Below are 22877 nucleotides of genomic sequence, written 5' to 3'. Positions count from 1 at the left end.
GGGTGGTGGGATGCTGTTGCCCGAGCTTGCCGCGGGGTTGACTTCCTGATGGTTGTTCCCGAGCCTTGAGCTCTTCGATAGAACGAGGTCTCGCGGTGGGCTGGAGTCACGGACGGCTACTGAGATGACGGACCATCGAGTCCTGCGATTAGGGCGCCGCACAACTCCGCCGGGGACAACACAATCACCGAGTACCGGAGGGATGCCTTGGCACTGTTTTGTGGAATTGATTGGGCCACTGATCATCACGATGTCGCGGTCGTCGACGACGACGGGCGTGTGGTGGCGCGCGGACGGGTCAGCAATGACGCGGCCGGCTTCGCCCAGCTGTTGACGCTGTTGGCCGATGCCGGCGACACCGCCGATGATCCGATCCCGGTGGGGATCGAAACCGACCGCGGGCTGTGGGTCGCTGCGCTGCGCGAGACCGGTCGGGTGATCTATCCGATCAACCCGCTGGCGGCCTCCCGCTATCGGGCGCGGTATGCGCTGTCGGGGGCCAAATCCGATGCCACCGACGCGGTGCTGCTGGCCAACATGGTGCGCACCGACCCCGACGCGCACCGCCCGCTGCCTGCCGACACCGAGCTGGCCCAGGCCATTAGGGTGCTGGCCCGGGCTCAGCAAGACGCGGTGTGGGCGCGCCAGCAGATCGGCAACCAGATCCGTGACCTGCTCAAGGACTTCTACCCGGCCGCGATCATCGCCTTTGCCGGGCTGCCCAGCGGGGGTTTGGCCCGCGCCGATGCCCGCGCCATCCTGGCCGCCGCACCCACTCCCGCCGAGGCTGCCCGGTTGACCCCGGCGCGGCTGCGCCGACTGCTGATCAAAGCCGGCCGCCGCCGCGACCTCGACCGCGACGTCGAGCGGCTGCGCGCGGTGTTCACCGGCACCTACCTGCACCAGCCGCCCGCAGTCGAAAACGCCATGGGCATTCAGCTGACGGCGCTGCTGCGCCAGTTCCAGGCCGCCAGCGCCGCCGCTGATGAGTTGACTGAGGCGGCGACCGCCCATTTTGAGCGACACCCGGACGCCGAGATCATCACCAGCTTTCCCGGGCTGGGGAAGCTGGCCGGCGCCCGGGTGCTGGCCGAGATCGGCGACGACCGAACCCGCTTCGCCGACGCCCGCGGATTGAAGGCCTTCGCCGGATCCGCCCCCATCACCCGAGCCAGCGGCAAGAAAACCATAGTGACACACCGCCATATCAAGAACCGGCGCCTGGCAACTGTCGGGTCGATCTGGGCGCTGGCCGCGCTGCGCAGCTCCCCGGGAGCCCGCCGCCACTACGACGCCCGCCGCGCGGCCGGAGACTGGAACCGCCAAGCCCAACGGCACCTGTTCAACAAGTTCCTCGGCCAGCTTCACCACTGCCTGCAAACCGGCCAGCCCTACGACGAACACCGGGCGTTTCCACCTCCTCTCCCACTCACGGCTTGACTTTCAACTTCCTGAGATGTCTTACTGGTTCTGTGGCGACCCCGCGCGGTGGTTTACCAGTCTCACATACGAGCGCTCAGGAGCGAGGACAACGGCCGGAACGGCTGCAGCCACGCCCCCTGCTCAGGCAGCGAATCCAGGCCGATTCGCGGCAGCGGCTCCCGGAAAACACCGGCGATGTCCTCCAGGTCGATGAATTCCAAGGTATCCGACGCTAGCGCCCAACTGGCGTGTTCGCGAAATCCGAGCACCTGGACGGGAACCCCGACCCCCGCGATTTCCTCCAGTGGCTGCCGGAAGGCCTGACCGTCCGCGGAGGCCACTGCCAGCGCCGCCAGCCCTTCTTTACGCCGCAGGTCGATGTGGCGAAGCATATCGGCGTCGATGTCGCTATCCTCGTCGACCTTGGGTTTGGCGAATACCGCGAACCCTACGTTGCGCAATGCGTCTACCCACGGCCGGACGACCTCGGCGCTGCCGGGGGTGACGTTGGTGAACACCGTGGCCTCGGGTTCGATCGCGACATCCGGACGTCCGGCCGCGATCTCGGCGGTGCGGGCCAGCAGCCAGCGGCCCAGCGCGTCAAACCGGGGGCGCTCCAGGGCGGTGGGCCGACGCCCGAGGATGGAGCCCAGGCCCATGTCCAGGTTGGGAGCGTCCCACACCAGCAGCACCCGGTGGCCGGGCGCAGCGAACCCGCACCCCCCGTCGAGCGACGGGACCGCCGAGGGAGGCGACATCGCGCTAACGACATCGGGTGTTGCCATGGCGGCTTGTTCGGTCATGGTCATGGTCAGCGTCGCTCCCAGATCAGCTCGAAGACCGGGCGGCCAGCATTCCGGGCCTTCGTCTCGTACTTGGTGGTCGGCCGCGCGACCGAAATCGCCAGCGGTTGACGGTCCGTACCGACGCGACGCAGCCGGGGTTCGGCAGCTGTGGCCTCGACGATCTGTCCGGCATAACCGGCATGGTCGGTGGCGACATGCAGGATCCCGCCGGGCCGCAACCGGTCGGCGATCAGGCTGATCGCGGTGGGCTGCAGCAGGCGGCGCTTGTGGTGGCGCGTCTTGGGCCAGGGATCGGGGAAAAACACCCGGACGCCGGTCAGTGAACCCGGCGCGATCAGACGTTCGAGGACGTCGAGGGCGTGCCCGCGGATCAGCCGGACATTGCCGACGCGCTCCCGGTCGAGCGCCGACAGCAGCTGTGCCAGCCCCCTGCGATACACGTCTAGCGCGATCACGTCGACGTCTGGCTCAGATTTCGCCATCGCCAGCGTGGACGTGCCGCTGCCACAGCCGATTTCTAGAACTACTGGGGCGCTGCGGCCAAACCAGGCCGTGGTGTCCAGCCGCGCGGTCCCCCCGGCGCCCAGCGCCGCGGCTTCCGCGCCCAGCTGGGGCCATAGTCGGTCCCAGGTGTCTTTTTGAGCGCTCGAGAGGGCCGAACGGCGGGACCGGAATTCGGTGGTCCGGGGGTAGCGGCTGGCAGCACATCGCGCGCGTGGTTGGGTCTCAGGGGCCTGTGGCAGGCTGACCGATCCCGCCTCGCGCCGCGCGTGCATTGGTCCATGGTGGCTCATGCACCCATGATGTAGGTGCTCGGTGGCGCGGATTGATATCCAACAGTTGTTTTCAACCGATAACGGGTTCGGTGGGTTCTGGGCCGAGGACGGCGGCATTGCACGCCTCAGTCGGCTTTGAGCACCATCGGGAAGGGGCTCCGGTCATCGGGCAGATCATCGGGGAAACACGGGGAGATACCCTCAAGGGTTGGCGGGTCGGTGACGGGATCTTTTGCCTTGATCTGCAAGCTGTAGCTGTCCGGTGCATACCCGAAGCGGTTGGGTTTGCGGAAACCATCACGCTCGATGACGTACCAGTCCCAGCTTTTCCAGACATCGCCGGCCTTGCCGACAATGGCGACGGGATCGGTGCCGGGAGGAAGCTTGAGCTCACCGATCGTCTCGAGGTCCTTCGGCGGGGTGCCGGTGATGACGTCCTCGCACGGCGGTGTGTTGGGAACGGCATAGCCGGTGGCGTCGAGCGTGGTGCCCGCCGGCAGGGCCCGCAGCGTTTTCTTCAGATAGCCCAGGATGGTGTCTTGGGCTTGCTGCTGGCTTTTCGGGATCACGGGGCGCTGTTTCCAGCCCGGCGGCGGTGGTGGATACGATTCCATGTCTGGTCCTCCAATGATGGTTGCCCCAGAAGGAATCGGCGGGCCGAGCCTGCTGGGATGAGCACACCCGCCGGCCAGCACCACCGCCACCAGCACGACGGCAGCGGCGCGCGCCGTGATGGGATGGCTCATCGGCCTCCGATAACGTAGGGCGGCGGCTTGCCCGCGACGATGCCCCCCATGTTGTCCAGCGCCTTGTTTCCCGGGTTCCAGTAGCTGCTGTGGGGCGTCGACGCTGGGCAGCCCCAGCGGCCCGGCGGGGCCGGAGTCGGCCTGCAGGGGGATCGCGCCGAACCCGGGTGTGTCGGGCTCTGGGCCGAGGGCGGCGGCATTACAGCCTCAATCGGCTTTGAGCACCATCGGGAAGGGGCTGCGGTCATCGGGCAGATCAGCGGGGAAGCACGGGGAGACGCCAATGAGCGTCGGCGGGTCGGTGACGGGATCTTTTGCCTTGATCTGCAAGCTATAGCCGTCCGGGGCATACCCGAAGCGGTTGGGTTTGCGGAAACCCTCGCGCTCGATGACGTACCAGCCCCAGCCTTTCCAGACATCGCCGACCTTGCCGACAATGGCGACGGGATCGGTGCCGGGAGGAAGCTTGAGGTCACCGATCGTCTCGAGGTCCTTCGGCGGGGTGCCGGTGATGACGTCCTCGCACGGCGGTGTGTTGGGAACGGCATAGCCGGTGGCGTCGAGCGTGGTGCCCGCCGGCAGGGCCCGCAGCGTTTTCTTCAGATAGCCCAGGATGGTGTCTTGGGCTTGCTGCTGGCTTTTCGGGATCACGGGGCGCTGTTTCCAGCCCGGCGGCGGTGGTGGATACGATGCCATGTCTGGTCCTCCAATGATGGTTGCCCCGGTGGGGATGGGCGGGCCCAGCGGGCTTGAATGGGCGCACCCGCCGGCCAGCACCGCCGCCAGCAGGATCACGGCAGTGCGTGCCGTGATGAGATGGCTCATCGGTCTCCAGTAACGTAGGGCGGCGGCTTGCCCGCGACGATGGCCCCCATGTTGTCCAGCGCCTTGTTTCCTTGGTTCCAGTAGCTGCTATGGGCCGCCACCGACGGCAGCCCCAGTGGGCCGGCGGGGCCGGGGTCGGCCTGCAGCCGGATCGCGCCGAACCCGGGGTCGTCGGGTTCTGGCCCCAGCGTCCACTCGGTGGCGATGCCGGCCACGCCGATGATGTCGTTCTGCGCGCGCATCGCATACACCTGGGCGCCGGGATCCAGGCTCAGCTCCCCGGCGTGGCCGGCCAGCATACCCGGGCTGCCCACAGCGATCACGTTATCGGCGTCCAGGTGATGCCCGCCCGAGGCGGCCGCGCCCACCACCGTGGATCCGTAGCTGTGCCCGATCACGGTGTCGATCGAGGGTGCCCCCACATGGGAGGCGCGCTGGCCGGCTTCAAACGCATCCAGGTTGGCGGCGCCTCCGCGCGCCAGATCGGGGAACTCGGCGTGATCGAGGCTCATCGGGCGGTCATAGCCCATCCACGTCGTCACCGCCACATCGCCCGGCTTTAGGCTGTGGTTGGCGTCCCGCGCGGCGTTGTACATGGCTGCTGCTTTGGAGTCGCTTCCGTTGATCGCCAGTGTGTCTTGGCCGGTGCCGGGCACCAAGATGGCGTTACGGGTGGCGGTATCGGGGTTTCCGATGGAGATCGCGGCGTGACCCTGGTCGTCGATCAGTCCCAGGTAGCGCTTCATCCCGTCGTTGCGATTCAAATCGGCTTGCACGGCTTTGTAGCTCTCGAGGGTGTGTTTCGCCGCTGCCAGCTGAGGGATTAGGGCGCTGAGTTGGGCGGCGCTGTCGTGATCACCCATGTAGGCCTTACTCGCCAGCTCATCGGCTTGGTGTTGGAGCCGGTCAACCTCGCTTTGGGCATGCTGTTGCAGCTCCTGCAGGTGCAGCCGGTTTAGTGGTCCTTGCCCAAATGATCCGGCGGGTCCCACGGCATCCCGGGATGGTTGCCGATGTCGTGGGCGTGGCTGTAGACCTGGTCTTTTTGTTCCGGCGTCAGGCTTTGCCACCAGTCGTGGAATTTTTTGGGATCCTCAGGCGGCAGATCGCTTGGCCCGCCGTCTTTTTTCCAATGACGGTCAACTGGCTGAGCCTTCCCGGGGCCCGATTCCTCGAAGGTGAGGGTGCCCCAGCCGCTGGTGGCCTGCTTGAGCTGGCTGTTAAGCCACCGCTCGTTGCCGACCAGCTGAGCGACGCGGTGGCGGATGTAATCCGAGTGCGCGGCGCCGATCCCCAGACGCTGCTGGTAGTCGGCGCGGGTGGCGCACCGGCGGGTGTCGGTGACGCTGTAGTCCTCCTGGACCACAAAACCGTCGCGCTCGGCGTCATCAACCGCGTCCAAGACCGCCCGCCGGCCGGCCTCGAGCATGTCTTGGCCGTTGCGGGCGATGACCGCGGCATCGGCGACGCTCCACAAAAACGGGCGCGCCCGAAACACATCCGTCTCGGCCTGGGTGATCGCGGCGTCGGCGGCCTCACCCTCCCACTCCACACCCCCGGGGGCGCGCACCTCGCGGGCTAGCCGCTGCAGCGCTGCCTCCACCCCGGCGATGCGCTCACACCAGTCGGCGAAGCGCCCCAGGTGATCGAATGTCGAGGCCTTCAGCTCCGAGAGCGTGGGCCAGCCCCCCGGCACACCGGCCATCAGCTCACCAGCCCGCGAAACCGGGCCGCGCCGTCGTCATCGGTGGCGGTGTAGGCGGTGCCCGCCGCGTGATAGTCAGCCCCGCGCGTGGCGATGCGCTGCCTTATGGCCACCACGTCTTTGCCCGCCGCCGCCGCGGCGATATTTATGGTGCCGGTGTTGGATTGCCACGGCCAAGCGGCGACCGCCATGGGCGCGCCAGCCGCGGCCAGCTCGCCGCCGATCTTCTCGCATTCGTCGCCCAGCTGGTGCAGACCGGCTGCTAGCACCCTCAGTTGCCGGCCAGGGGTGTCGGCCGCCATGCATCGATGGTAGCCAGCCTGGATACGATGCGAGGGCCAAGCCCACGGACGTGGTGTATGAGGACGGCCACCCCGAGGACCTCGCGGGAGCCCTCGGCGTGGACGCCGGTGGCGATCAGGGTGTGCACCCCGATCACGCACCCGTTCTCGCGGACCCCAGCAGGTAGCAGGTGGCCACCACGCTGGTCAGCGCCCGCTCGGCGCGTGCGCGGCGCGCCAACGGCCACTCCGGGAAATAGCTGCCTTGCCGCAGCGTGGGGATCGCCAGCTCGATCGTGCCGGCGCGGGTGTCGAAATCGCGGTGCCGATAGCCGTCACGCGATTCGCGGCTCGGATCGTTCGCGTCACAGGTTGCGATCGGTGCCTTGGGCGGTGCCGGCGGGAATATCCTCAGCAACCGAGTTCCGCGGCCAAACCACATGGCCCGGGTAACCGTCTGAATCGTGCTGTCGCACGGGTCCGTCAAGCACAGCTGGCCCGGCGATATTGGCCGAAGCTTTTGGTGGAGCCACGGGGAATCGAACCCCGATTTGAGCCTTGCAAAGGCCCCGTTCTACCGTTGAACTATGACCCCGTCGCGGGCATGACCGTGACAGCGTCCCTGCAGGTCAAGCCCCCTTTCCCCTCCCCCTCCTCCAGATAACGAGCGATAACGGCTACGGTGGCTCGCGTCTCGCGGGCATCGGTGACACCATGCGGGTACGGCTTACCCGGGCGGGCCGGGGGCGGTCCCCGCGGCAGCCGGGGAAGCCGGGCCGACGAAGCGGGGTGGCGGGATGCGACATGCGTGAACAGGGACACCAGATTTTCGTCAACGAACTGAACCGGTTCGCTGCCGACGCCGCCGATCCGCGGGTGGCCGCGATCGCCCGTCGGGTCGCCGCGCCGCTGCGGGTCAGGGTGTCGGGGCGTCGCGGAGTTGGCCGTGGCACCGTGGCTCACGCCCTCGACCGCGCGGGGTCCCCTCGCGGGATCACCGTGACCTCAGCGTCCTGCGCCGCGGACGTGGAGGTGGACGTGGAGGTGTACGTCATCGCGGAGGTGGTCAAACCCGAGGACCGCGACGCGATCGCCGCGGCGTGTCAGCCGGTGCTGGTGGTGCTGAACAAGGCGGATTTGACCGCTCCGCCGTCCGGCCGGGCGCCGGACCCGATCGCGGCGGCCGGCAACGCCTGCGGCCGTTTTTCGGTGCTCACCGGAGCGCCGACGGAGCCGATGGCCGGGTTACTCGCCGTCGCCGTGCTCGACGACCTGCTCGATGACGCGGCGTGGGAAGCGCTGCGAACCCTCGCCCGGAGCCTCGACTCGGATTCACCGGATGCCGGGGTGGCGGGCCGGCATCCCGTGCCCGCCGAGGTGTGGCGGCGGCTGGTGGGCACCCTCGACGTGTTCGGCATCACGCTGGCGGTCGCCGCGGTGCAACAGGGCCGGGCGGATCACGAGGTGTGCGCCCTCTTGCGCCGCGTCAGCCGTGTTGACGCCGTCGCCGAGCGGGTCACCGACCTCGGCGCAGAAGCGCGCTACCTGAGGATTGTCGATGCAGTCGCCGAACTGGAGGCGCTGGCCGTCGCCGACGGCCGGCTCCGGGAGTTGCTGTCCGGCGACGCTCTGGTGATCGCCCGGATGGCCGCCGCGCAGCGGGTCGTGGCCGGGACCGGCCCGCAGGCGGGCCAGTCCGGCGAGCCGGCCGGGAACCTGCTGCGCGCGGTGCGCTGGGAGCGCTACAGCCGGGCGGCGGTGAGCGCCGTGCAGCGGTCTTGCGGTCGGGATATCGTGCGGGGATCGCTGCGGCTGTGGTCGCGTTCCGGCGGGTCGCTTCGGCCCTCCGCTGGTTTCACCGTCGGCGGATCCGAGGACTCGCCATGAGCGATGCGGCCCCCGATGACCCGGTCGCCGAGGTCGACGCGCTGGTGTCCGCGATCAGGCCCCGGCTGGCGGCACCGACCATCCGCCATCGTGACCTCGTGCTGGTGACGGGCCCGTGGCTGGCCGGGGTCAGCAGCGTGGTCGCGGCGCTCCGTGAGCGGCTGCCCCGGTGTGTCTTCGTCGAGTCGAATGCCCTGGCACCCGGTGACGCGCCACGGGCGGTGGTCTTCGTCGTCTCGGCGGCCGCCGTCCTGACCGGGTCGGACTGTGTGGTGCTCGACGCCGCCGCCGCCAACACCGATGTGGTGATCGGGGCGGTGTCCAAGATCGACGTGCACCGTAAGTGGCGCGACACCCTCGCCGTTGACCGCGAACTCCTGGCGGCGCACGCACCGCGTTACGCCACGGTGCCCTGGGTCGGGGTGGCGGCCGCACCCGCTGTCGGCGAACCCCAAGTCGATGATCTGGTCGCCGTGCTCGAAGAGCAGCTCGCCGATCCGGGTTGTGAGCGGCGAAACAGGCTGCGAGCGTGGGAATCCCGACTGCAGGCAATCGCCCTTCGCTATCACCGCGACGCCGAGGGCGCCGAGCGGCGGGCGCGGGTCGACGCACTGCGCGAACAACGCAACGCCATCCTGCGGCAACGGCGGCTCTCCAAATCCGAACGCACCGCCGCGCTGCGCGGTCAGATTCAGCAAGCGCGGGTCCAGCTGTCGTATTTCGCGCGCAACCGGTGCGCGTCGGTGCGCTCTGAGCTGCAAGAGGACGCGTCCGGTCTCACCCGAAGGACACTGCCGGAGTTCGCCGGCTACGCGCGCGGCCGGATGCAGACCGTGGTCACCGAGGTCGACGACGGAGTCAGCGCTCACCTGACCGATGTGGTGCGGGCGCTGAACCTGCCGGTGGACGTGCCTTCCGGCGGGGAGCCACCGCAGCTCGACATCGCGGACCCGCCGTTGAAATCGCGGCGGCTGGAGGCCCGGCTGACCATGGTGCTGGGTGCCGGTTTCGGGCTCGGGGTCGCGCTGACCCTGACTCGGCTGGTAGCCAACCTGGCCCCCGGGCTGGCGGCCGCGGGGATCGTCGGGTGTATGGCGATCGGGCTGGCGGTCACGGTCTGGGTGGTGGGTATTCGGGGGCTGCTGCAGGACCGAGCGGTGCTGGACCGGTGGGTGGGCGAAGCCGTCGGGTCGCTGCGCTCGGCGGCCGAACAGCTCGTCGCGACCCGGGTGCTGGCCGCCGAGACGGCGCTGAGCGCGGCCCTGGGCGCACAGGAGGAGGCCGAGAACACCCGGGTTGCCGGGCAGATCAGGGCGATCGACAGCGAGTTGCGCAAACTGGCTATCGCGGCGGCGCGGGCTGCGACTTTACGCGACCGGGAGATGCCGACATTGCAGGCCGCGCTGGATGCGGTGCGGGCGGAGTTGGCCGGATCGAACCAACCCGACACCGACCAAGCCGACACCGCGGTGCCGGCAAAATCGCGGGGCAACACCGGCGGCGAGGACGGTCGGTTGGCCGCGACGAGCGCGAACGATAACAGCGATAACGGCTCAAAATCGTTCCCGTGAGCCGGCCGATACCAGCGATACCAGACCCGAGCATTCCCGATTACCGACCCGCGATAGCCTGTAACAAGGCCATCGTAAAAGCCGTGTGGGCAAAAAGCGTGCACAACGATGCCGACGCCGCGATGAAACCGAGTAGGAGAGATTGATGACGTCAGCGACCATTCCCGGGCTGGATAGCGCACCGACAAATCACCAGGGGCTGTTGTCTTGGGTGGAAGAGGTGGCCGAACTCACCCAGCCCGACCGAGTGGCCTTCGCCGACGGTTCCGACGAGGAGTGGCAGCGGCTGTGCGAGCACCTGGTCGAAGTGGGCACGTTCACACGGCTTAACGACAAGGAATACCCCAACTCCTATCTCGCGCTTTCCGATCCCTCGGATGTGGCGCGAGTCGAAGCCCGCACATTCATTTGTTCTGAGCGGGAGATCGACGCCGGACCGACTAATAACTGGATGGACCCTCAGGAAATGCGGTCCATCTTGACGGAGTTGTACCGCGGATGCATGCGTGGCCGCACAATGTGGGTGGTGCCGTTTTGCATGGGCCCGCTCGGTGCCGAGGATCCCAAACTGGGTGTGGAAATCACCGACTCCGAATACGTTGTCGTCTCGATGAAGATTATGACCAGGATGGGAACACCGGCCCTGGAGAAGATCGGCGATAACGGGTTTTTCGTCAAGGCGCTGCATTCCGTCGGCGCCCCGCTGCAGCCGGGCCAAAAAGACGTGCCGTGGCCGTGCAACGACACCAAGTACATCACCCATTTCCCCGAAACCCGCGAGATCTGGAGCTACGGCTCCGGCTACGGCGGCAACGCGCTGCTGGGCAAGAAGTGTTACTCGCTGCGCATCGCGTCGGTGATGGCCCGCGACGAGGGCTGGCTGGCCGAGCACATGTTGATCCTCAAACTGATCTCCCCCGAGAACAAGGTGTATTACATCGCGGCGGCCTTCCCGTCGGCGTGCGGCAAGACCAACCTGGCGATGATCCAGCCGACGATCCCGGGCTGGCGCGCCGAAACCCTGGGCGATGACATCGCCTGGATGCGGTTCGGCAAAGACGGCCGACTGTACGCGGTCAATCCGGAGGCCGGGTTTTTCGGGGTGGCGCCGGGTACTAACTGGAAGTCCAATCCCAACGCGATGCGCACCATCACCGCGGGAAACACGGTGTTCACCAACGTCGCGCTCACCGACGACGGCGAGGTGTGGTGGGAAGGCCTGGAAGGCGACCCGCAGCACCTCATCGACTGGCGGGGTAATGACTGGTATTTCCGGGAGACGGAAACCACTGCCGCCCACCCGAACTCACGCTACTGTACGCCGATGTCGCAATGCCCGATCTTGGCGCCCGAGTGGGATGATCCGCAGGGCGTGCCGATTTCGGCGATCTTGTTCGGGGGTCGCCGCAAAACCACCGTGCCGCTGGTCACTCAGGCCCGTGACTGGCATCACGGGGTGTTCATCGGCGCCACCCTGGGCAGCGAGCAGACCGCTGCGGCCGAAGGCAAGGTCGGCACCGTGCGGCGCGACCCGATGGCCATGCGCCCGTTCTGCGGCTACAACATCGGTGACTACTTTCAGCACTGGATCGACATCGGGAAGAACTCCGACGAGTCCAAGCTGCCGAAGGTGTTTTTTGTCAACTGGTTCCGCCGCGGTGACGACGGGCGCTTCCTGTGGCCCGGATTCGGTGAGAACAGTCGCGTGCTGAAATGGGTCGTCGACCGGATTGAGCACCGGGCCGGTGGCACCACGACGCCCATCGGCATCGTTCCCGCCGTGGGGGATTTAGATCTCGACGGGCTGGATATCGACCCCGCTGATGTCGCGGAGGCGCTTGAGGTCGACCGCGACGAGTGGCGCCGGGAATTGCCGCTGATCGAGGAGTGGCTGGAGTTCGTTGGCGAAAGGCTGCCCACCGGTGTGCGAGACGAATTCGAAGCGCTTAAACAACGGCTCGCGTAGTCACCGCGGTCAGACATCCTGACGTCGGCACCGCTACTTCACCGGAGTCCGCAGCGGCTATCACCTGACATCTGACCCGTTAAAGTTAGACGGCTCGAGGAGCCGGAAGCCCGCGCGAGGCGCAGCTGCCGCGCACCGATACCGGACTGCTGTTCAAAGGCGGGCCTGGGACGATTCCCCGAGCGGGTGGCACCGTGAACGTGACGCCGCGGACCGGACGGTGGTGCACAACGTATTTTGCCCTCATGAGCACGAGCATCGTGGCAACGATGCGGTTGGGTGAGGACTGGTCGATGCCGTGCGGTCCGGCGAGTCGCTAGGAGGCACCGCTGTCGATTGCGGCCGGGCTTAGCGCCTCGATCTGGCGCGCGATTTCGACCGCGTGATCGCCGAGCCGTTCCAGCACCCGCGCGATCAAACCCATTTCCAGGAGAACCGGCCGTCGGATATCGGCCGAAGCCAACTCGGCGCTCAGGCTGGCATGAAGCTCGTCGAGTTCGTCGTCGTCTTCCTCGGTGTCGTCGGCGATCTCGGCGGAGCCGCTCAAATAGACCGCTGCGACCCGTTGCCACATCTGCGCAGCGGCATCGATCAGTTCACTGATCAGGCAGCGCACCCGGTCGGGAAGCTCGCCCGCCAGCCCGGTGAGGCCTCTTCGAGCCAGTTGTGCGGCCTGCTCATGCGCACCGGCCAACTCCGGCAAGATCCGAAACACCGTCAGCAGAAACCTCAGCTCCCCCGCGAAAACCGGGGCCTGGCGAATGAACTGGCCCATCACCAGGTGCTCGACCTGCTCGTAGGAGTCCTCGATGTCGCGTTCGCCGGCTTCCACCGCATCGGCGGCCTCCTCATCAGCCTCCAGGAACGCCGCACCCGCGTTGCGTATGTCCCGTTCGACCAGCGCGATCATCTGCTGGATCGCCGCGTCGATGTCTTTGTGGCGTTGGTAATACTGCACCTGCAACTCGGTCACGGGACGAACCATATCGCCTTGTCGGCGTGAGCGCGCGAACGATCTCGCTCAATCCCTGGAACCGTTGCCTGCCATACCTCTCCCGTTCACCGGCTGGCTATGTCGCATCCACCATTGCTGGAGTGATTCCGTGTCAGCCGAGGGGCGCCCAGTGCCCGCGGCCAGCGTCGGATCGACGATGACTGTGCGCGGTGCTCGATCGGGACACACCGGTGCACAAGCGCACCAGGTCTCGGTAAGCGCAGCGCGCTAGCCGTCGAGTATGCCGTGCTCACGAAAGAACCGCACGATCGCGTCGATCATCGCGGGGCCCTCGAGCAGTTGAGGACTGTTGTGGTCCGCTCCCGGAACGAGCACGAATTGCTTTGGTCCGCAAGCAGCATCGTAGAGCCGTCGGCTGAGTTCGGCAGGGACCAGGGTGTCGCGGTCGCCGGCGATCACCAGCAGCGGCACGGTCAGCCCGGCGATCCGGTCGATCGACGGATACCGATCGGTCAGCATTGCCGCGACCGGTAGCCACGGGTAGTGCAACCGCCCGACGTCGGTCAGCGAGGTGAACGGCGAGCGCAGCACCAGCGCGGCGGGTGGCGCCTCGAGTGCCAGCCGGACCACCACCGCCGTCCCCAGCGACTCACCGAAGTAGACGATGCGGTCGGGGTCGACGTCCGCGCGAGCGGCCAGGAATGCCCGCGCGGCTCGAGCGTCGGCGGCCAGCCCGTGCTCCGAGGGACGGCCGGGGTTGCCGCCGTAGCCGCGATAGTCGAACAGCAGCACCGACAAACCCGCTCTGTGCAGGGCGACGGCCAGCGGTGCGCGCATCATTCGGTCGCCCGCGTTACCGTTGCAGACCAACACCGCCGGCCCGCCACGGCGGGCCGGCAAAAACCAAGCGCCCAGCCGGATTTCGTCTTGGGTTTGCAGCACGACGTCTTGGCCGCCGGGCAACACGCCGGTGACGGTGGGCACCGGCGCGCGCGACGGAAAGTAGATCAACCGGCGTTGCAGCGATGCCAGCAGCGGGACGTCAATCATGAAGCGACGCAATTGCGAACCTGCCCAGATTCGCTCGCCGGTCGATCGTTGCCCCGCGCTCCGGAGGTGCTGATCATCATGGCCGACAACATCAGCCGCACCGCTTCCAGCTGCGTCAACAGCACCGACTTTTGCCGGGTCGTCAGCGCATGTAGCGGCAGCACGGCGATGCGATCCAGCACAGCATCGAGGTCGTCGATCGCGGCAGGGGCCTTCTTCGCTTCATTGGTAGTCATGGGGGAACGCTATCCCTCGGCACCGACATTTCGGCGAGCCGATAACTCCAACCATCCCCGGGCCCCGGGGGAGCGGTCGCTTAACGGCGCCTACGGCCCGCCGTCGTCTTATCCCCGTGCAGCAGTTTCTCGGGGTGGTGGTAGTGCTTGGTGCGGGCCCGGCCGTGGTCGAGCTCGGCTCGGGGGGTCGGCATAGCCCGGCGGCGGGGTGTCTCGGGGGTCTTAGCCGAGCGGACCGGCTGGCCCGCATCGCACATCGCATGCCTGCCGGAACCCTTAGTTAGACGCCGCCGCGGGCGACCAGCTGCCCGGCGATGACGTTGCGCTGGATCTCGTTGGTGCCCTCCCCGACGATCATCAGGGGCGCGTCGCGGAAGTAGCGTTCGACGTCGTATTCGGTGGAGTAGCCGTAGCCCCCGTGGATCCGCACCGCGTTCAAGGCGATCTCCATCGCCACCTCGGAGGCGAACAGCTTAGCCATCCCGGCCTCCATGTCGCAGCGCTCACCGCTGTCATAGCGCTCGGCGGCATAGCGGGTCAGCTGACGCGCGGCGGTGAGCTTGGTCGCCATGTCCGCCAGGTAGTTGCCGACGGCCTGATGCTTCCAGATCGGCCGGCCGAAGCTCTCCCGCTGCCGGGCATACGCGAGCGCGTCCTCCAATGCCGCGGTCGCGACCCCCAAAGCCCGCGCCGCCACCTGGATGCGACCGGTCTCCAGACCCTTCATCATCTGTGCGAAGCCCCGGCCGGGCACCCCACCCAGGATCGCCGACCGGGGCGCCCGGAAACCGTCGAACGACAGCTCGCAGGCTTCCACACCCTTGTATCCCAGCTTCGGCAGATCCCGTGACACCGTCAGGCCGGGCCCGGGCTCGGCCAACAGCACCGAGATGCCCGTATGGCGTGGCGTGGCCGTCGGATCGGTCTTGCACAGCAGTGCGATCAGCCCGGAGTGCCGGGCGTTGGAAATCCAGGTCTTAGACCCGTGGACCACCAGCTCATCCCCGTCCGGCAACGCTGTGGTCGACATGTTCTGCAGGTCTGAGCCGCCGCCGGGTTCGGTCAACGCCATGGTGGCCCGCAGCTCACCGGTGGCCATCCCCGGCAGATAGCGCCGCTTTTGGTCCTCGGTGCCGAACAGCCCGAGCAGCCTGGCGACGACGGTGTGTCCGCCCATCGCGCCGGCCAGGCTCATCCAGCCCCGCGCCAGCTCCTGGGTGACCAGCACATAGCACGGCATCGACACCGGTGACCCGCCGTACTCCTCGGCGATGGCCAGCCCGAAAATGCCGATGCGTTTCATCTGCTCGATCCACGCCTCGGGGTAGGTGTTGGCGTGTTCGAGTTCACGCACGCTCGGCTTCACGTCCCGCTCGATGAAAGCCCGTACGGTTGCGACCAGCATGGCTTCTTCGTCGGGCAATCCGTTGCTCACCACTGCCACCTCCAAACCAGGGCCGTGTTGACCCGCCGTTCAAAAGACTGCCAGCATGTGGCGTTGTGACTTCCGATGGTGGGCAGGCCGGGGTGCTCGTGGGCGGGCCCTACTTCGACGACCTCTCGGTGGGCCAGGTGTTCGATTCGGCGCCGGCGATGACGCTGACCTCCGGGCTGGCCGCGGCGCACCAGGCGATTGTGGGGGATCGACTGCGCCTGGCCCTGGACGCCGATCTGGCCGCCGCGGTGACCGGCGCGCCGGCGGCGCTCGCACATCCGGCGCTGGTGTGTGATGTGGCGATCGGGCAGAGCACCGTGGTCACCCAGCGAGTCAAGGCCAACCTGTTTTACCGGGGGCTGGTGTTTCACCGGTTCCCGGTGATCGGCGACACGCTTTACACCCGCACCGAGGTGGTCGGGCTGCGCGCCAACAGGCTCAGGCCGGGCCGCGCGCCGACGGGCCTGGCAGCGCTGCGGATGACCACCATCGACCAGGCTGACCGGTTGGTGCTCGACTTCTACCGCTGCGCGATGCTGCCCGCCAGTCCCGGCTGGCGCCCCGATGACACGGCGCCCGGCGACGATCTGTCCACCATCGGCGCCGGCGCCGCGGCGCCGGCGTCCGACCCCGCCGCCGACTGGGATGGCCGGGCGTTTCGGGCGCGGGTCCCGGGCCCGCATTTCGACGCGAGCAGCGCCGGCACCGTGTGGCGCAGCACCGCCGATGTGGTTTCCGGCGCGCCGGAGCTCGCCCGTCTTACCCTGAACATCGCTGCCACCCATCACGATTTGCGGGTCGGCGGGCGCCGCCTGGTGTACGGCGGGCACACCATCGGGCTGGCGCTGGCTCAGACCACCCGGCTGCTGCCGAACCTGGCCACGGTGCTGGGCTGGCGGTCCTGCGACCACACCGGCCCGGTGCACGAGGGCGACACCCTCTATAGCGAGCTGCACGTCGAGTCGGCCGAGCCGACCTCCCGGGGCGGCGTGTTGGAGCTCCGGTCGTTGGTCTACGCGGTCGGCGAGTCCCAGGACCAGCCCGACCGACAGGTGCTGGACTGGCATTTCACCGCGCTGCAGTTCTAAGGCGAAGGTGCGCGCGCCCAGCGCGTTAGGCCCACGACAATCGGCACACCAGGAGGAGGCTCAGCTCAGTCGGTCGGCAGCGCCTTGGCGTCGGGTGCCGAGTGCTTCCGACGACGACCGGTGGCCCGAGCACGGCGGGGACGCGGAATCGTTCTCGGCCGCTTGGGATCCCACCAGGTAGAGAAGCCGCTTGAACTCACGGCGCTCGGCCGGTGTCAGGGGAGCCAGCAGGCGCTCGTCGGCGGCACGCACCGCCGTCTCGGCGCGTTTCAGCAGGGCTCTGCCCTTGCCGGTCAGTCGGGCCGGCAGCGCCCGCCCCGACGACACCCCGGACGGCCGGGTTACCGCGCCGATGTCTTGCAGCCCCCGCAGCACCAGGTTCATCGCCTGCGGTGAGACATTGGTGCTACGGGCCAGCTCGGCGTTGGACTGCCCGGGCGCCAGGGCCAGGATCCGCAAACACACGAACTCCGGCAGCCCGAGCCCCACCGGCCCCAGCTCCGCGGTCATTTGGGGTCGCAGCACCGACATCACCCGGTACAGCAGGTAACCAAGCGGCTGATCCTGGAAATCGCTCATGTCAAACATCTTGACATATATCAACCATATTGATAGGCAAGACGCCATGACTGAGGTCTTCGATTTCGATTCGGTGTACCGCGGTGAATCCACCCAAATCGGGGTGGGGGAGCGCCCTCCGTGGAGCCTGGGCGAACCCCAACCGGAGTTGGCCGCGCTCGTCGAGCGGGGCAAGTTTCACGGCGACGTGCTCGATGTCGGCTGCGGGGAAGCCGCCCTCTCGCTTCATCTCGCCGAACGCGGCTACACCACCGTCGGGCTGGACTCATCACCCGCCGCCATCGACCTGGCCCGCCGCGAGGCGGCGAGACGCGGCCTGCGCAACGCCCGTTTCGAAGTGGCCGACGTCAGCTCGTTCACCGGATATGACGGTCGGTTCGGCACCATCGTCGACAGCACCCTGTTCCACTCCATCCCGGTCGAGGCCCGCGAGGGATACCAGCAATCGATTGTCCGTGCCGCCGCACCGGGCGCGTCCTACTTCGTGCTGGTCTTCGACAAGGCTGCCGTGCCGGAAGGTCCGCCGTTTGCGGTCACCGAAGACGAACTGCGTCGCGTGGTGTCCCGGTACTGGGTGATCGACGAGATCAAGCCCGCCCGCATCTATGCGAAATTGCCCGAGGGCTTCGCGGCCGGGCCGGGCGCACCCCAGATCCGGTTCGACGACGAACCGAACGGCCGAAAGTCGGCTGCCGCCTGGCTGTTATCGGCACATCTGGGTTGACCTGCGGCTCGGCGAGCACCGCAAGGCAGCATCAAGATTAGATCAACTAGCTTGACCTATATCAACTATCTTGACTAGCCTGGGTGGTGGTTTCCGGTGATCGGTTGCCGCCACTGCTGGGGGCTACTGCTCAGGATGCTCAGGAAAGGAAGGCAGTTATGGTTTACGGTGGATTTTCCGGGGGGCCCGGTTTCGGCGGGCCGGGTTTCGGCGGTCTCGGCTTTGACGGACCTGGTTTCGGGGGGTTCGGCCCCGGCTGGGGGTTCGCTGGGCCCGGTTTCGGCGCCAAAGGGCCCGGTTTCGGCGGGCCGGGTTTCGGCGGACCCGGTTTTGGGCGGGGGTTCGGCAAGCCACGCTTTCTCAAGCGCGCGGCGTTCGGCACCCTGGCACTCTTGCTCGACGGCCCGGCCGATGCCGCACAGATCGTGCAGCGCACCACCGAGGCGACCGACGGCGCATTTACCCCGCCGCGGGAACTCGTCGAGCTCGCCATCGGGGTGCTCGCGGGCCGCGGCCTGGTGAGCGTCGACAATGGCGTGGCGTCCCTGACCGAGCTCGGCAAAAACCTGTTGGCCTGGCGGGGTATCAGCAGCGAGACCACCCACGCCTTTTTCGCGCGAGCGGCCCAGTTCGGCGATGTCATCAAGATCCGCTGGGGGCTTTTCGAACTCGCCGGTCTGGCGCGCAAGATCGTGTGGTCTGGCACCGACGAGCAGAAGGCAAAGCTCGCCGACGCCAGGGCCAAGGTCTTGGCGGCGATCACCGAGGCCAATAAGTCGCTGCACGGCGCGCTCGCGGAGACCTGAGCGCACCCGGTCGGCGCGACCCGGCGCGACCCGGCAGGTGTGCCTGTTGGCGGGCGATCTGAGAATCTACCCAGATCGGCTCGACGACAGGATGACGACATGCAGCTGCTCTTGGTCCGGCACGCCCTACCGCTGCGTAGCGATCACGGCCGGGGCTCCGACCCGGAGCTGTCCGACGAGGGGCTGGCACAAACCGCGCGGTTACCGCAGGCCCTGGCCAGATACCCCATCGCCCGGGTGGTCAGCAGCCCGCAGCGCCGCGCGATCCAGACCGCGGCACCGGTTGCGGCGGCTCGCGGCCTGCCCGTCGAGGTTGATGAGCGGTTCGCCGAATATGACCGCGATTTACCGGTGTATATCCCCGTCGAGCAGATTCGCGCCGAGCACCCAGAGCAGTGGGCGCGCCTGGCGGCCGGGCAGTTACCCAGCTCGGTCGATGAAGACGTCTTCCGGGCCCGGGTCCGGGCGGGTCTCGAGGACGTTGTCGGCGCAGCCGATCATCTGGACACCGTGGCGGTGTTCAGCCACGGCGGGGTAATCAACGTGGTGCTGCACGAAATCCTGGGAACCAAGCGGCTGCTGTCCTTTCCCATCGACTATGCGTCGGTGACCCGGTTGCTGTTCTCCCGTGCCGCCACGGCCAGCGTGGTGTCGGTCAACTGCACCGAACACGTCTGGGACCTATTGCCGCGGAGCCGTCGGCACGGCGACGCTGATGCCCGGCCGTGACGCGGGCACCGGCGATCGCCAGGGCAGGTTGACGCCACCGCTGCAACCGCGTGCCTAACGCCGGGCGGCAGCGCCCTTTTTGGCCGCCCGGCGCAGCTGATAGATCCGCGCAGTACCGACCAGCACGGTGATCAGCCCACCGCCCACCGCCGCGAGCAGGATAGCCACCCCGAGCGGCAGGCTCCAATGCCAGCCCAGAAAGGTGAACGGCGCCGACGCGGGGTTTTGGGTGATGAAGATCAGGAGCACGATCAGGATCAAGAACCCCACGGCCAGCGACGTCCACACGGCGCCCGTGCGGGTGAACGTGACCGTCGGGCTTGGTGCCGCGTCGTGTTCCGCAGCGGGCGGCGCGGTGCTGTCCGGCTGATCGGACGGGGCAGGGGGATTGCTGCTCATAGTGTCATCTTTGCCCTTTCCTGCGGCGAAGGTAACCCAACAAGAGGGTCGTCGCCGGCCCGGGAGCCGTAGCCTACGGTAGACCCGTGAACGCAGCCTCCTCCGATTCGGCGCAGCGCGTCTGGCCGGCGATTTTGACCTGGCGGGCACCCGACAGCTCGCGCATGGAACAAGTGCGGGTGCAGTTGTCGGGGAACCGGATCAAGGCCAACGGCCAGATTGTGGCCGCCGCCACCAAAACACAGCCGGCGTTCAGCGCCTACTACGACGTGCAGACCGACGAGACCGGCGCCACCAAGCGAATTGGGTTGACCGTCACACTGGCCGAGCGGGAACGCCAGCTCTCCATCGCCCGCGACGAGGAGAACATGTGGTTGCTGACAGACCATCGGGGTGAGTCGCGCGCCGCCTATGACGGTGCCCTGGACATCGACGTGGTCTTCAGTCCCTTCTTCAACGCCCTGGCGATTCGCCGCACCGGCCTGCATGAGCGGGCGGGCTCGATCACGGTGCCGCTGGTTTACGTGTACCTGCCGGACATGGCCGTCACCGCGGCCACCGTGAGCTACCGCAGCGTGGGCCCGGGCAATCCGCAGTCGATCACGGTGAAATCGCCGGTCGCGGACACCACCGTGCTCGCCGATGCCGACGGATTCATCGTGAACTATCCAGGCTTGGCAGAGCGGATCTGATCACCCCGCCGGCCCGGCCCGCGGCCGCCAGCTCCTCGCGCCAGTTGGGCGCACCGATGACCACGGTGATGATGTCGGTCCGTGGGAAGCTGTGGTAGCGGGTTCGCGCGGCATGGCCCGCTTCGACAAGCTCTGCGAGCGAGCCGTTTCCGGCCAGCGAATCACGGGCATGGCGCAGCAGCCCGATGACCCGATCGAGTTTCGGCAGCAGTTGCGCGGCGTTGCCTTCACACATCGCCCGTACCAGATCGGGTGGGCTGGCCGCGACCCGGGTGCCGTCGCGGAAAGATCCGGCGGCCAGCGCGAAGGCCAGCGGTACCTCGGCCGCGGTGATGGCCAGCGCCTCGGCCAGCAGGTGCGGCAGGTGCGAGATGGCGGCTGCGGCCGCGTCGTGCTCGTCGGATCGGGCCGGCACCACCAGCGCCCCGCAATCCAGCGCCAAGGTCATCACCATCGACCACACGGCGGCGTCAACGTGATCATCCACACTGAGCACCCAGGGAGCTCCGGAGAACAATCCGGCGTGCCCGGCCGACCAACCCGAGTGCGCGGTGCCCGCCATCGGGTGACCGCCGACAAACCGGGCTTGCAAACCGGCGGCGACGACCTCCTTGAGTACCGGGGTTTTGACGCTGGTGACGTCCGTCAGCGGACAGTCGGGGGCCGACTCGCGGACACGCGCGAGCATGGCCGGCACCGCCGGCATCGGAACCGCGAGCACGATCAGCGCTCCGCTGCGGGCGGCGCGGAGCAGGGCCTCGCCGATGTCCGTGGTGGCATCAAAGCCGTCGGATCGGGCCGCCTGGGCGCCTTCCACCGAGCGGTTGTAGCCGAAGACCTCTCGGCCCGCCGCGGCGGCGGCCCGCATGATGGAGCCGCCGATCAGACCCAACCCGAGTACGCACACCGGTGTCCTGGCCACCCTGTAAGGTTGGCACATTTGCCGACGGTATCCGGCTGCAAGGCGGTGTGAGGCCTTCCCCTCGGGGACGATTCGGCCCGGGCAACGGGTCGGTGAGGAGGCGGGCATTGCGCGTCCCGCTGCGCATTTCGAAACCCTGGATCTGCTGGTCAAGAGGACTGGTCAGCGACTAGCGTTGCGCGCATGGGAGCACAGGGTGTCTCCGCGCGCGCCGACAAGCCCGATGGCTTCGGCGTCGCCGTCGTGCGGGAAGAGGGGAAGTGGCGGTGTTTCCCGATGCGGCCCGCGGCGCTGACGAGTCTCGCCGCCGCCGAAACAGAGCTACGTGAACTACGCAGCGCGGGAGCGGTTTTCGGCCTTCTTGACATCGACGACGAATTCTTCGTGATCGTGCGCCCCGGGCCCTCGGGAACCCGGTTGCTGCTATCGGACGCCACCGCTGCGCTGGACTACGACATTGCCGCCGAGGTCCTAGAGAACCTCGACGCCGACATCGATCCCGAGGATCTCGAGGACGCCGAGCCGTTCGAGGAAGGCGATTTGGGGTTGTTGTCCGACGTCGGGCTGCCCGAGGCCGTGCTGGGCGTCATCTTAGACGAGACCGACCTGTACGCCGATGAGCAGCTCGGCCGGATAGCGAGGGAAATGGGGTTTGCCGAGGAACTGTCGGCGGTGCTTGAGCGTCTCGGTCGGTGATCGACGACGAAGAGCTGATCCGGGCAGCCTTGGCGGTGGCCGCTACGGCCGGGCCGCGCGACGTGCCGGTGGGTGCGGTGGTGGTGGGCCCCGATGGCAGCGAACTCGCCCGAGCGGTCAACGCCCGGGAAGCCCTCGGCGACCCCACCGCGCACGCCGAGATCCTGGCGTTGCGGGCGGCGGCACGGGCGCTCGGGGACGGTTGGCGGCTGACGGGAACCACCCTGGCGGTCACCGTCGAGCCGTGCACGATGTGCGCGGGTGCGCTGGTGTTGGCACGGGTCGCGCGACTGGTGTTCGGCGCCTGGGAACCCAAGACGGGCGCGGTGGGCTCGCTGTGGGATGTGGTGCGTGATCGCCGGCTCAATCACCGCCCGGCCGTGCGGGGCGGGGTCTTGGCCGATGAGTGCGCCGCGCCGCTGGAGGAATTCTTCGCCCGCCAGCGGGTGCGGTAAGCGGCGTGCGGTTCGGTAAGCTGCTCGGCGGTGGTGTGTCCGAGCGGCCTAAGGAGCACGCCTCGAAAGCGTGTGACGGGTAACCCCGTCCGAGGGTTCAAATCCCTCCGCCACCGCTATGATGGC

Annotated in this window: 24 protein-coding genes, 2 tRNA genes and 2 pseudogenes; 12 read left to right on the top strand and 16 right to left on the bottom strand. The window is 67.8% G+C overall.

All coding sequences use genetic code 11. From position 1 onward, the window contains the following. Positions 1–213 precede the first annotated feature (213 nt). Positions 214–1440: an IS110 family transposase gene (locus QJR12_RS01550; RefSeq protein WP_300576469.1), complete on the top strand. Its 1227-nt coding sequence runs from the start codon at positions 214–216 to the stop codon at positions 1438–1440. Positions 1441–1502: 62 nt separating this feature from the next. Here QJR12_RS01550 and QJR12_RS01545 read toward each other — a convergent pair whose 3' ends face one another. The 9 genes and pseudogenes from QJR12_RS01545 to QJR12_RS01505 form a co-directional block, all read right to left on the bottom strand. Further along, entirely contained in the window at positions 1503–2180 is a 678-nt protein-coding gene (locus tag QJR12_RS01545; protein ID WP_300576466.1) for an NYN domain-containing protein, read from the bottom strand. Positions 2181–2233: 53 nt separating this feature from the next. Next, positions 2234–3022 (bottom strand): tRNA (guanosine(46)-N7)-methyltransferase TrmB, encoded by a 789-nt coding sequence (trmB, locus tag QJR12_RS01540; protein ID WP_300575387.1) that lies wholly within the window; start codon positions 3020–3022, stop codon positions 2234–2236. 107 nt (positions 3023–3129) lie between these two features. Then, positions 3130–3750: a hypothetical protein gene (locus tag QJR12_RS01535; protein WP_300575385.1), complete on the bottom strand. Its 621-nt coding sequence runs from the start codon at positions 3748–3750 to the stop codon at positions 3130–3132. Between the two features lie 207 nt (positions 3751–3957). Beyond that, positions 3958–4575: a hypothetical protein gene (locus tag QJR12_RS01530; RefSeq protein ID WP_300575384.1), complete on the bottom strand. Its 618-nt coding sequence runs from the start codon at positions 4573–4575 to the stop codon at positions 3958–3960. Further along, positions 4572–5567, bottom strand: coding sequence for an alpha/beta hydrolase (locus QJR12_RS01525; protein ID WP_300575382.1), 996 nt, complete (start codon positions 5565–5567; stop codon positions 4572–4574). Before QJR12_RS01525 ends, QJR12_RS01530 begins: the two co-directional genes overlap by 4 nt. After that, positions 5531–6280, bottom strand: coding sequence for a hypothetical protein (locus QJR12_RS01520; protein WP_300575380.1), 750 nt, complete (start codon positions 6278–6280; stop codon positions 5531–5533). Before QJR12_RS01520 ends, QJR12_RS01525 begins: the two co-directional genes overlap by 37 nt. Then, positions 6280–6582: a hypothetical protein gene (locus QJR12_RS01515; RefSeq protein ID WP_300575378.1), complete on the bottom strand. Its 303-nt coding sequence runs from the start codon at positions 6580–6582 to the stop codon at positions 6280–6282. The genes QJR12_RS01520 and QJR12_RS01515 overlap by 1 nt, the downstream gene beginning before the upstream one ends. A gap of 62 nt (positions 6583–6644) precedes the next feature. Further along, positions 6645–6901, bottom strand: a pseudogene (locus QJR12_RS01510) (transposase); the annotation flags it as partial. A gap of 181 nt (positions 6902–7082) precedes the next feature. Then, a tRNA-Ala gene (locus QJR12_RS01505) sits at positions 7083–7156 on the bottom strand. Between the two features lie 209 nt (positions 7157–7365). Here QJR12_RS01505 and QJR12_RS01500 point away from each other — a divergent pair. From QJR12_RS01500 to QJR12_RS01490, 3 genes are all read left to right on the top strand, one after another. Beyond that, positions 7366–8448: a hypothetical protein gene (locus QJR12_RS01500; protein WP_300575376.1), complete on the top strand. Its 1083-nt coding sequence runs from the start codon at positions 7366–7368 to the stop codon at positions 8446–8448. Next, on the top strand, positions 8445–10019 hold the full coding sequence (locus tag QJR12_RS01495) for a hypothetical protein (RefSeq protein WP_300575375.1): 1575 nt from the start codon (positions 8445–8447) through the stop codon (positions 10017–10019). Before QJR12_RS01500 ends, QJR12_RS01495 begins: the two co-directional genes overlap by 4 nt. A 145-nt stretch (positions 10020–10164) precedes the next feature. Further along, the gene (locus tag QJR12_RS01490) at positions 10165–11985 is read left to right on the top strand and encodes a phosphoenolpyruvate carboxykinase (GTP) (RefSeq protein ID WP_300575373.1); all 1821 of its coding nucleotides are present in this window, start codon (positions 10165–10167) and stop codon (positions 11983–11985) included. A gap of 316 nt (positions 11986–12301) precedes the next feature. Here QJR12_RS01490 and QJR12_RS01485 read toward each other — a convergent pair whose 3' ends face one another. From QJR12_RS01485 to QJR12_RS01470, 4 genes are all read right to left on the bottom strand, one after another. Beyond that, complete coding sequence (locus QJR12_RS01485) at positions 12302–12958, bottom strand: PhoU domain-containing protein (RefSeq protein ID WP_300575371.1); 657 nt, start codon at positions 12956–12958, stop codon at positions 12302–12304. A 249-nt stretch (positions 12959–13207) separates the two neighbouring features. Further along, positions 13208–13990 carry an alpha/beta hydrolase gene (locus QJR12_RS01480; protein ID WP_300575369.1) on the bottom strand — a complete coding sequence of 261 codons (783 nt, stop codon included), beginning with the start codon at positions 13988–13990 and terminating at the stop codon, positions 13208–13210. Further along, complete coding sequence (locus QJR12_RS01475) at positions 13987–14226, bottom strand: hypothetical protein (RefSeq protein ID WP_300575367.1); 240 nt, start codon at positions 14224–14226, stop codon at positions 13987–13989. The genes QJR12_RS01480 and QJR12_RS01475 overlap by 4 nt, the downstream gene beginning before the upstream one ends. A 280-nt stretch (positions 14227–14506) precedes the next feature. Next, positions 14507–15631, bottom strand: a complete 1125-nt coding sequence (locus tag QJR12_RS01470) for an acyl-CoA dehydrogenase family protein (RefSeq protein ID WP_300576463.1) — start codon at positions 15629–15631, stop codon at positions 14507–14509. Between the two features lie 95 nt (positions 15632–15726). Between QJR12_RS01470 and QJR12_RS01465 the strand changes: the two genes are divergently transcribed. Further along, positions 15727–16749 carry an acyl dehydratase gene (locus tag QJR12_RS01465; RefSeq protein WP_300575365.1) on the top strand — a complete coding sequence of 341 codons (1023 nt, stop codon included), beginning with the start codon at positions 15727–15729 and terminating at the stop codon, positions 16747–16749. Between the two features lie 165 nt (positions 16750–16914). Here the strand turns inward: QJR12_RS01465 and QJR12_RS01460 are convergent. Continuing rightward, positions 16915–17328: pseudogene (locus tag QJR12_RS01460) on the bottom strand (MarR family transcriptional regulator); the annotation flags it as partial. 46 nt (positions 17329–17374) lie between these two features. Between QJR12_RS01460 and QJR12_RS01455 the strand changes: the two are divergent. The 3 genes from QJR12_RS01455 (at position 17375) to QJR12_RS01445 (ending at position 19587) form a co-directional block, all read left to right on the top strand. Beyond that, a complete protein-coding gene (locus QJR12_RS01455; RefSeq protein WP_300575363.1) occupies positions 17375–18052 on the top strand; it encodes a class I SAM-dependent methyltransferase in 678 nt (225 codons plus the stop codon). Between the two features lie 158 nt (positions 18053–18210). Next, the gene (locus tag QJR12_RS01450; protein ID WP_300575361.1) at positions 18211–18858 is read left to right on the top strand and encodes a hypothetical protein; all 648 of its coding nucleotides are present in this window, start codon (positions 18211–18213) and stop codon (positions 18856–18858) included. 99 nt (positions 18859–18957) lie between these two features. Beyond that, positions 18958–19587, top strand: coding sequence for a histidine phosphatase family protein (locus QJR12_RS01445; protein WP_300575359.1), 630 nt, complete (start codon positions 18958–18960; stop codon positions 19585–19587). A 54-nt stretch (positions 19588–19641) separates the two neighbouring features. On the opposite strand, the gene QJR12_RS01440 is transcribed toward QJR12_RS01445, so the two are convergent. After that, positions 19642–19986 (bottom strand): lipopolysaccharide assembly protein LapA domain-containing protein, encoded by a 345-nt coding sequence (locus QJR12_RS01440; RefSeq protein ID WP_300575358.1) that lies wholly within the window; start codon positions 19984–19986, stop codon positions 19642–19644. An 86-nt stretch (positions 19987–20072) separates the two neighbouring features. On the opposite strand from QJR12_RS01440, the gene QJR12_RS01435 reads away from it, so the two are divergent. Continuing rightward, positions 20073–20678, top strand: a complete 606-nt coding sequence (locus tag QJR12_RS01435) for a putative glycolipid-binding domain-containing protein (protein ID WP_300575357.1) — start codon at positions 20073–20075, stop codon at positions 20676–20678. Here QJR12_RS01435 and QJR12_RS01430 read toward each other — a convergent pair. Further along, positions 20641–21585 carry a prephenate dehydrogenase gene (locus QJR12_RS01430; RefSeq protein WP_300576460.1) on the bottom strand — a complete coding sequence of 315 codons (945 nt, stop codon included), beginning with the start codon at positions 21583–21585 and terminating at the stop codon, positions 20641–20643. The genes QJR12_RS01435 and QJR12_RS01430 overlap by 38 nt on opposite strands. 198 nt (positions 21586–21783) lie before the next feature. Between QJR12_RS01430 and QJR12_RS01425 the strand changes: the two genes are divergently transcribed. The 3 genes from QJR12_RS01425 (at position 21784) to QJR12_RS01415 (ending at position 22867) form a co-directional block, all read left to right on the top strand. Beyond that, positions 21784–22296, top strand: coding sequence for a tRNA adenosine deaminase-associated protein (locus QJR12_RS01425; protein WP_300575355.1), 513 nt, complete (start codon positions 21784–21786; stop codon positions 22294–22296). Beyond that, the gene (locus tag QJR12_RS01420) at positions 22293–22751 is read left to right on the top strand and encodes a nucleoside deaminase (protein ID WP_300575354.1); all 459 of its coding nucleotides are present in this window, start codon (positions 22293–22295) and stop codon (positions 22749–22751) included. The genes QJR12_RS01425 and QJR12_RS01420 overlap by 4 nt, the downstream gene beginning before the upstream one ends. Before the next feature lie 29 nt (positions 22752–22780). Continuing rightward, positions 22781–22867: transfer RNA gene (locus tag QJR12_RS01415), tRNA-Ser, on the top strand. Positions 22868–22877 lie beyond the last annotated feature (10 nt).

Source organism: Mycobacterium sp. (assembly GCF_029961025.1).
In the GTDB taxonomy this organism is placed as follows: Bacteria; Actinomycetota; Actinomycetes; order Mycobacteriales; family Mycobacteriaceae; genus Mycobacterium.
This window is presented reverse-complemented; position numbering and strand designations above follow the sequence as displayed.

Bases quoted from the DNA above. Each gene is read 5' to 3' on its own strand.
- QJR12_RS01545 (WP_300576466.1), bottom strand. From the start codon at position 2,180: ATGTCGCCTCCCTCGGCGGTCCCGTCGCTCGACGGGGGGTGCGGGTTC.
- trmB (WP_300575387.1), bottom strand. From the start codon at position 3,022: ATGAGCCACCATGGACCAATGCACGCGCGGCGCGAGGCGGGATCGGTC.
- QJR12_RS01535 (WP_300575385.1), bottom strand. From the start codon at position 3,750: ATGAGCCATCCCATCACGGCGCGCGCCGCTGCCGTCGTGCTGGTGGCG.
- QJR12_RS01530 (WP_300575384.1), bottom strand. From the start codon at position 4,575: ATGAGCCATCTCATCACGGCACGCACTGCCGTGATCCTGCTGGCGGCG.
- QJR12_RS01520 (WP_300575380.1), bottom strand. From the start codon at position 6,280: ATGGCCGGTGTGCCGGGGGGCTGGCCCACGCTCTCGGAGCTGAAGGCC.
- QJR12_RS01515 (WP_300575378.1), bottom strand. From the start codon at position 6,582: ATGGCGGCCGACACCCCTGGCCGGCAACTGAGGGTGCTAGCAGCCGGT.
- QJR12_RS01500 (WP_300575376.1), top strand. From the start codon at position 7,366: ATGCGTGAACAGGGACACCAGATTTTCGTCAACGAACTGAACCGGTTC.
- QJR12_RS01495 (WP_300575375.1), top strand. From the start codon at position 8,445: ATGAGCGATGCGGCCCCCGATGACCCGGTCGCCGAGGTCGACGCGCTG.
- QJR12_RS01490 (WP_300575373.1), top strand. From the start codon at position 10,165: ATGACGTCAGCGACCATTCCCGGGCTGGATAGCGCACCGACAAATCAC.
- QJR12_RS01480 (WP_300575369.1), bottom strand. From the start codon at position 13,990: ATGATTGACGTCCCGCTGCTGGCATCGCTGCAACGCCGGTTGATCTAC.
- QJR12_RS01475 (WP_300575367.1), bottom strand. From the start codon at position 14,226: ATGACTACCAATGAAGCGAAGAAGGCCCCTGCCGCGATCGACGACCTC.
- QJR12_RS01470 (WP_300576463.1), bottom strand. From the start codon at position 15,631: ATGCTGGTCGCAACCGTACGGGCTTTCATCGAGCGGGACGTGAAGCCG.
- QJR12_RS01455 (WP_300575363.1), top strand. From the start codon at position 17,375: ATGACTGAGGTCTTCGATTTCGATTCGGTGTACCGCGGTGAATCCACC.
- QJR12_RS01450 (WP_300575361.1), top strand. From the start codon at position 18,211: ATGGTTTACGGTGGATTTTCCGGGGGGCCCGGTTTCGGCGGGCCGGGT.
- QJR12_RS01445 (WP_300575359.1), top strand. From the start codon at position 18,958: ATGCAGCTGCTCTTGGTCCGGCACGCCCTACCGCTGCGTAGCGATCAC.
- QJR12_RS01440 (WP_300575358.1), bottom strand. From the start codon at position 19,986: ATGAGCAGCAATCCCCCTGCCCCGTCCGATCAGCCGGACAGCACCGCG.
- QJR12_RS01425 (WP_300575355.1), top strand. From the start codon at position 21,784: ATGGGAGCACAGGGTGTCTCCGCGCGCGCCGACAAGCCCGATGGCTTC.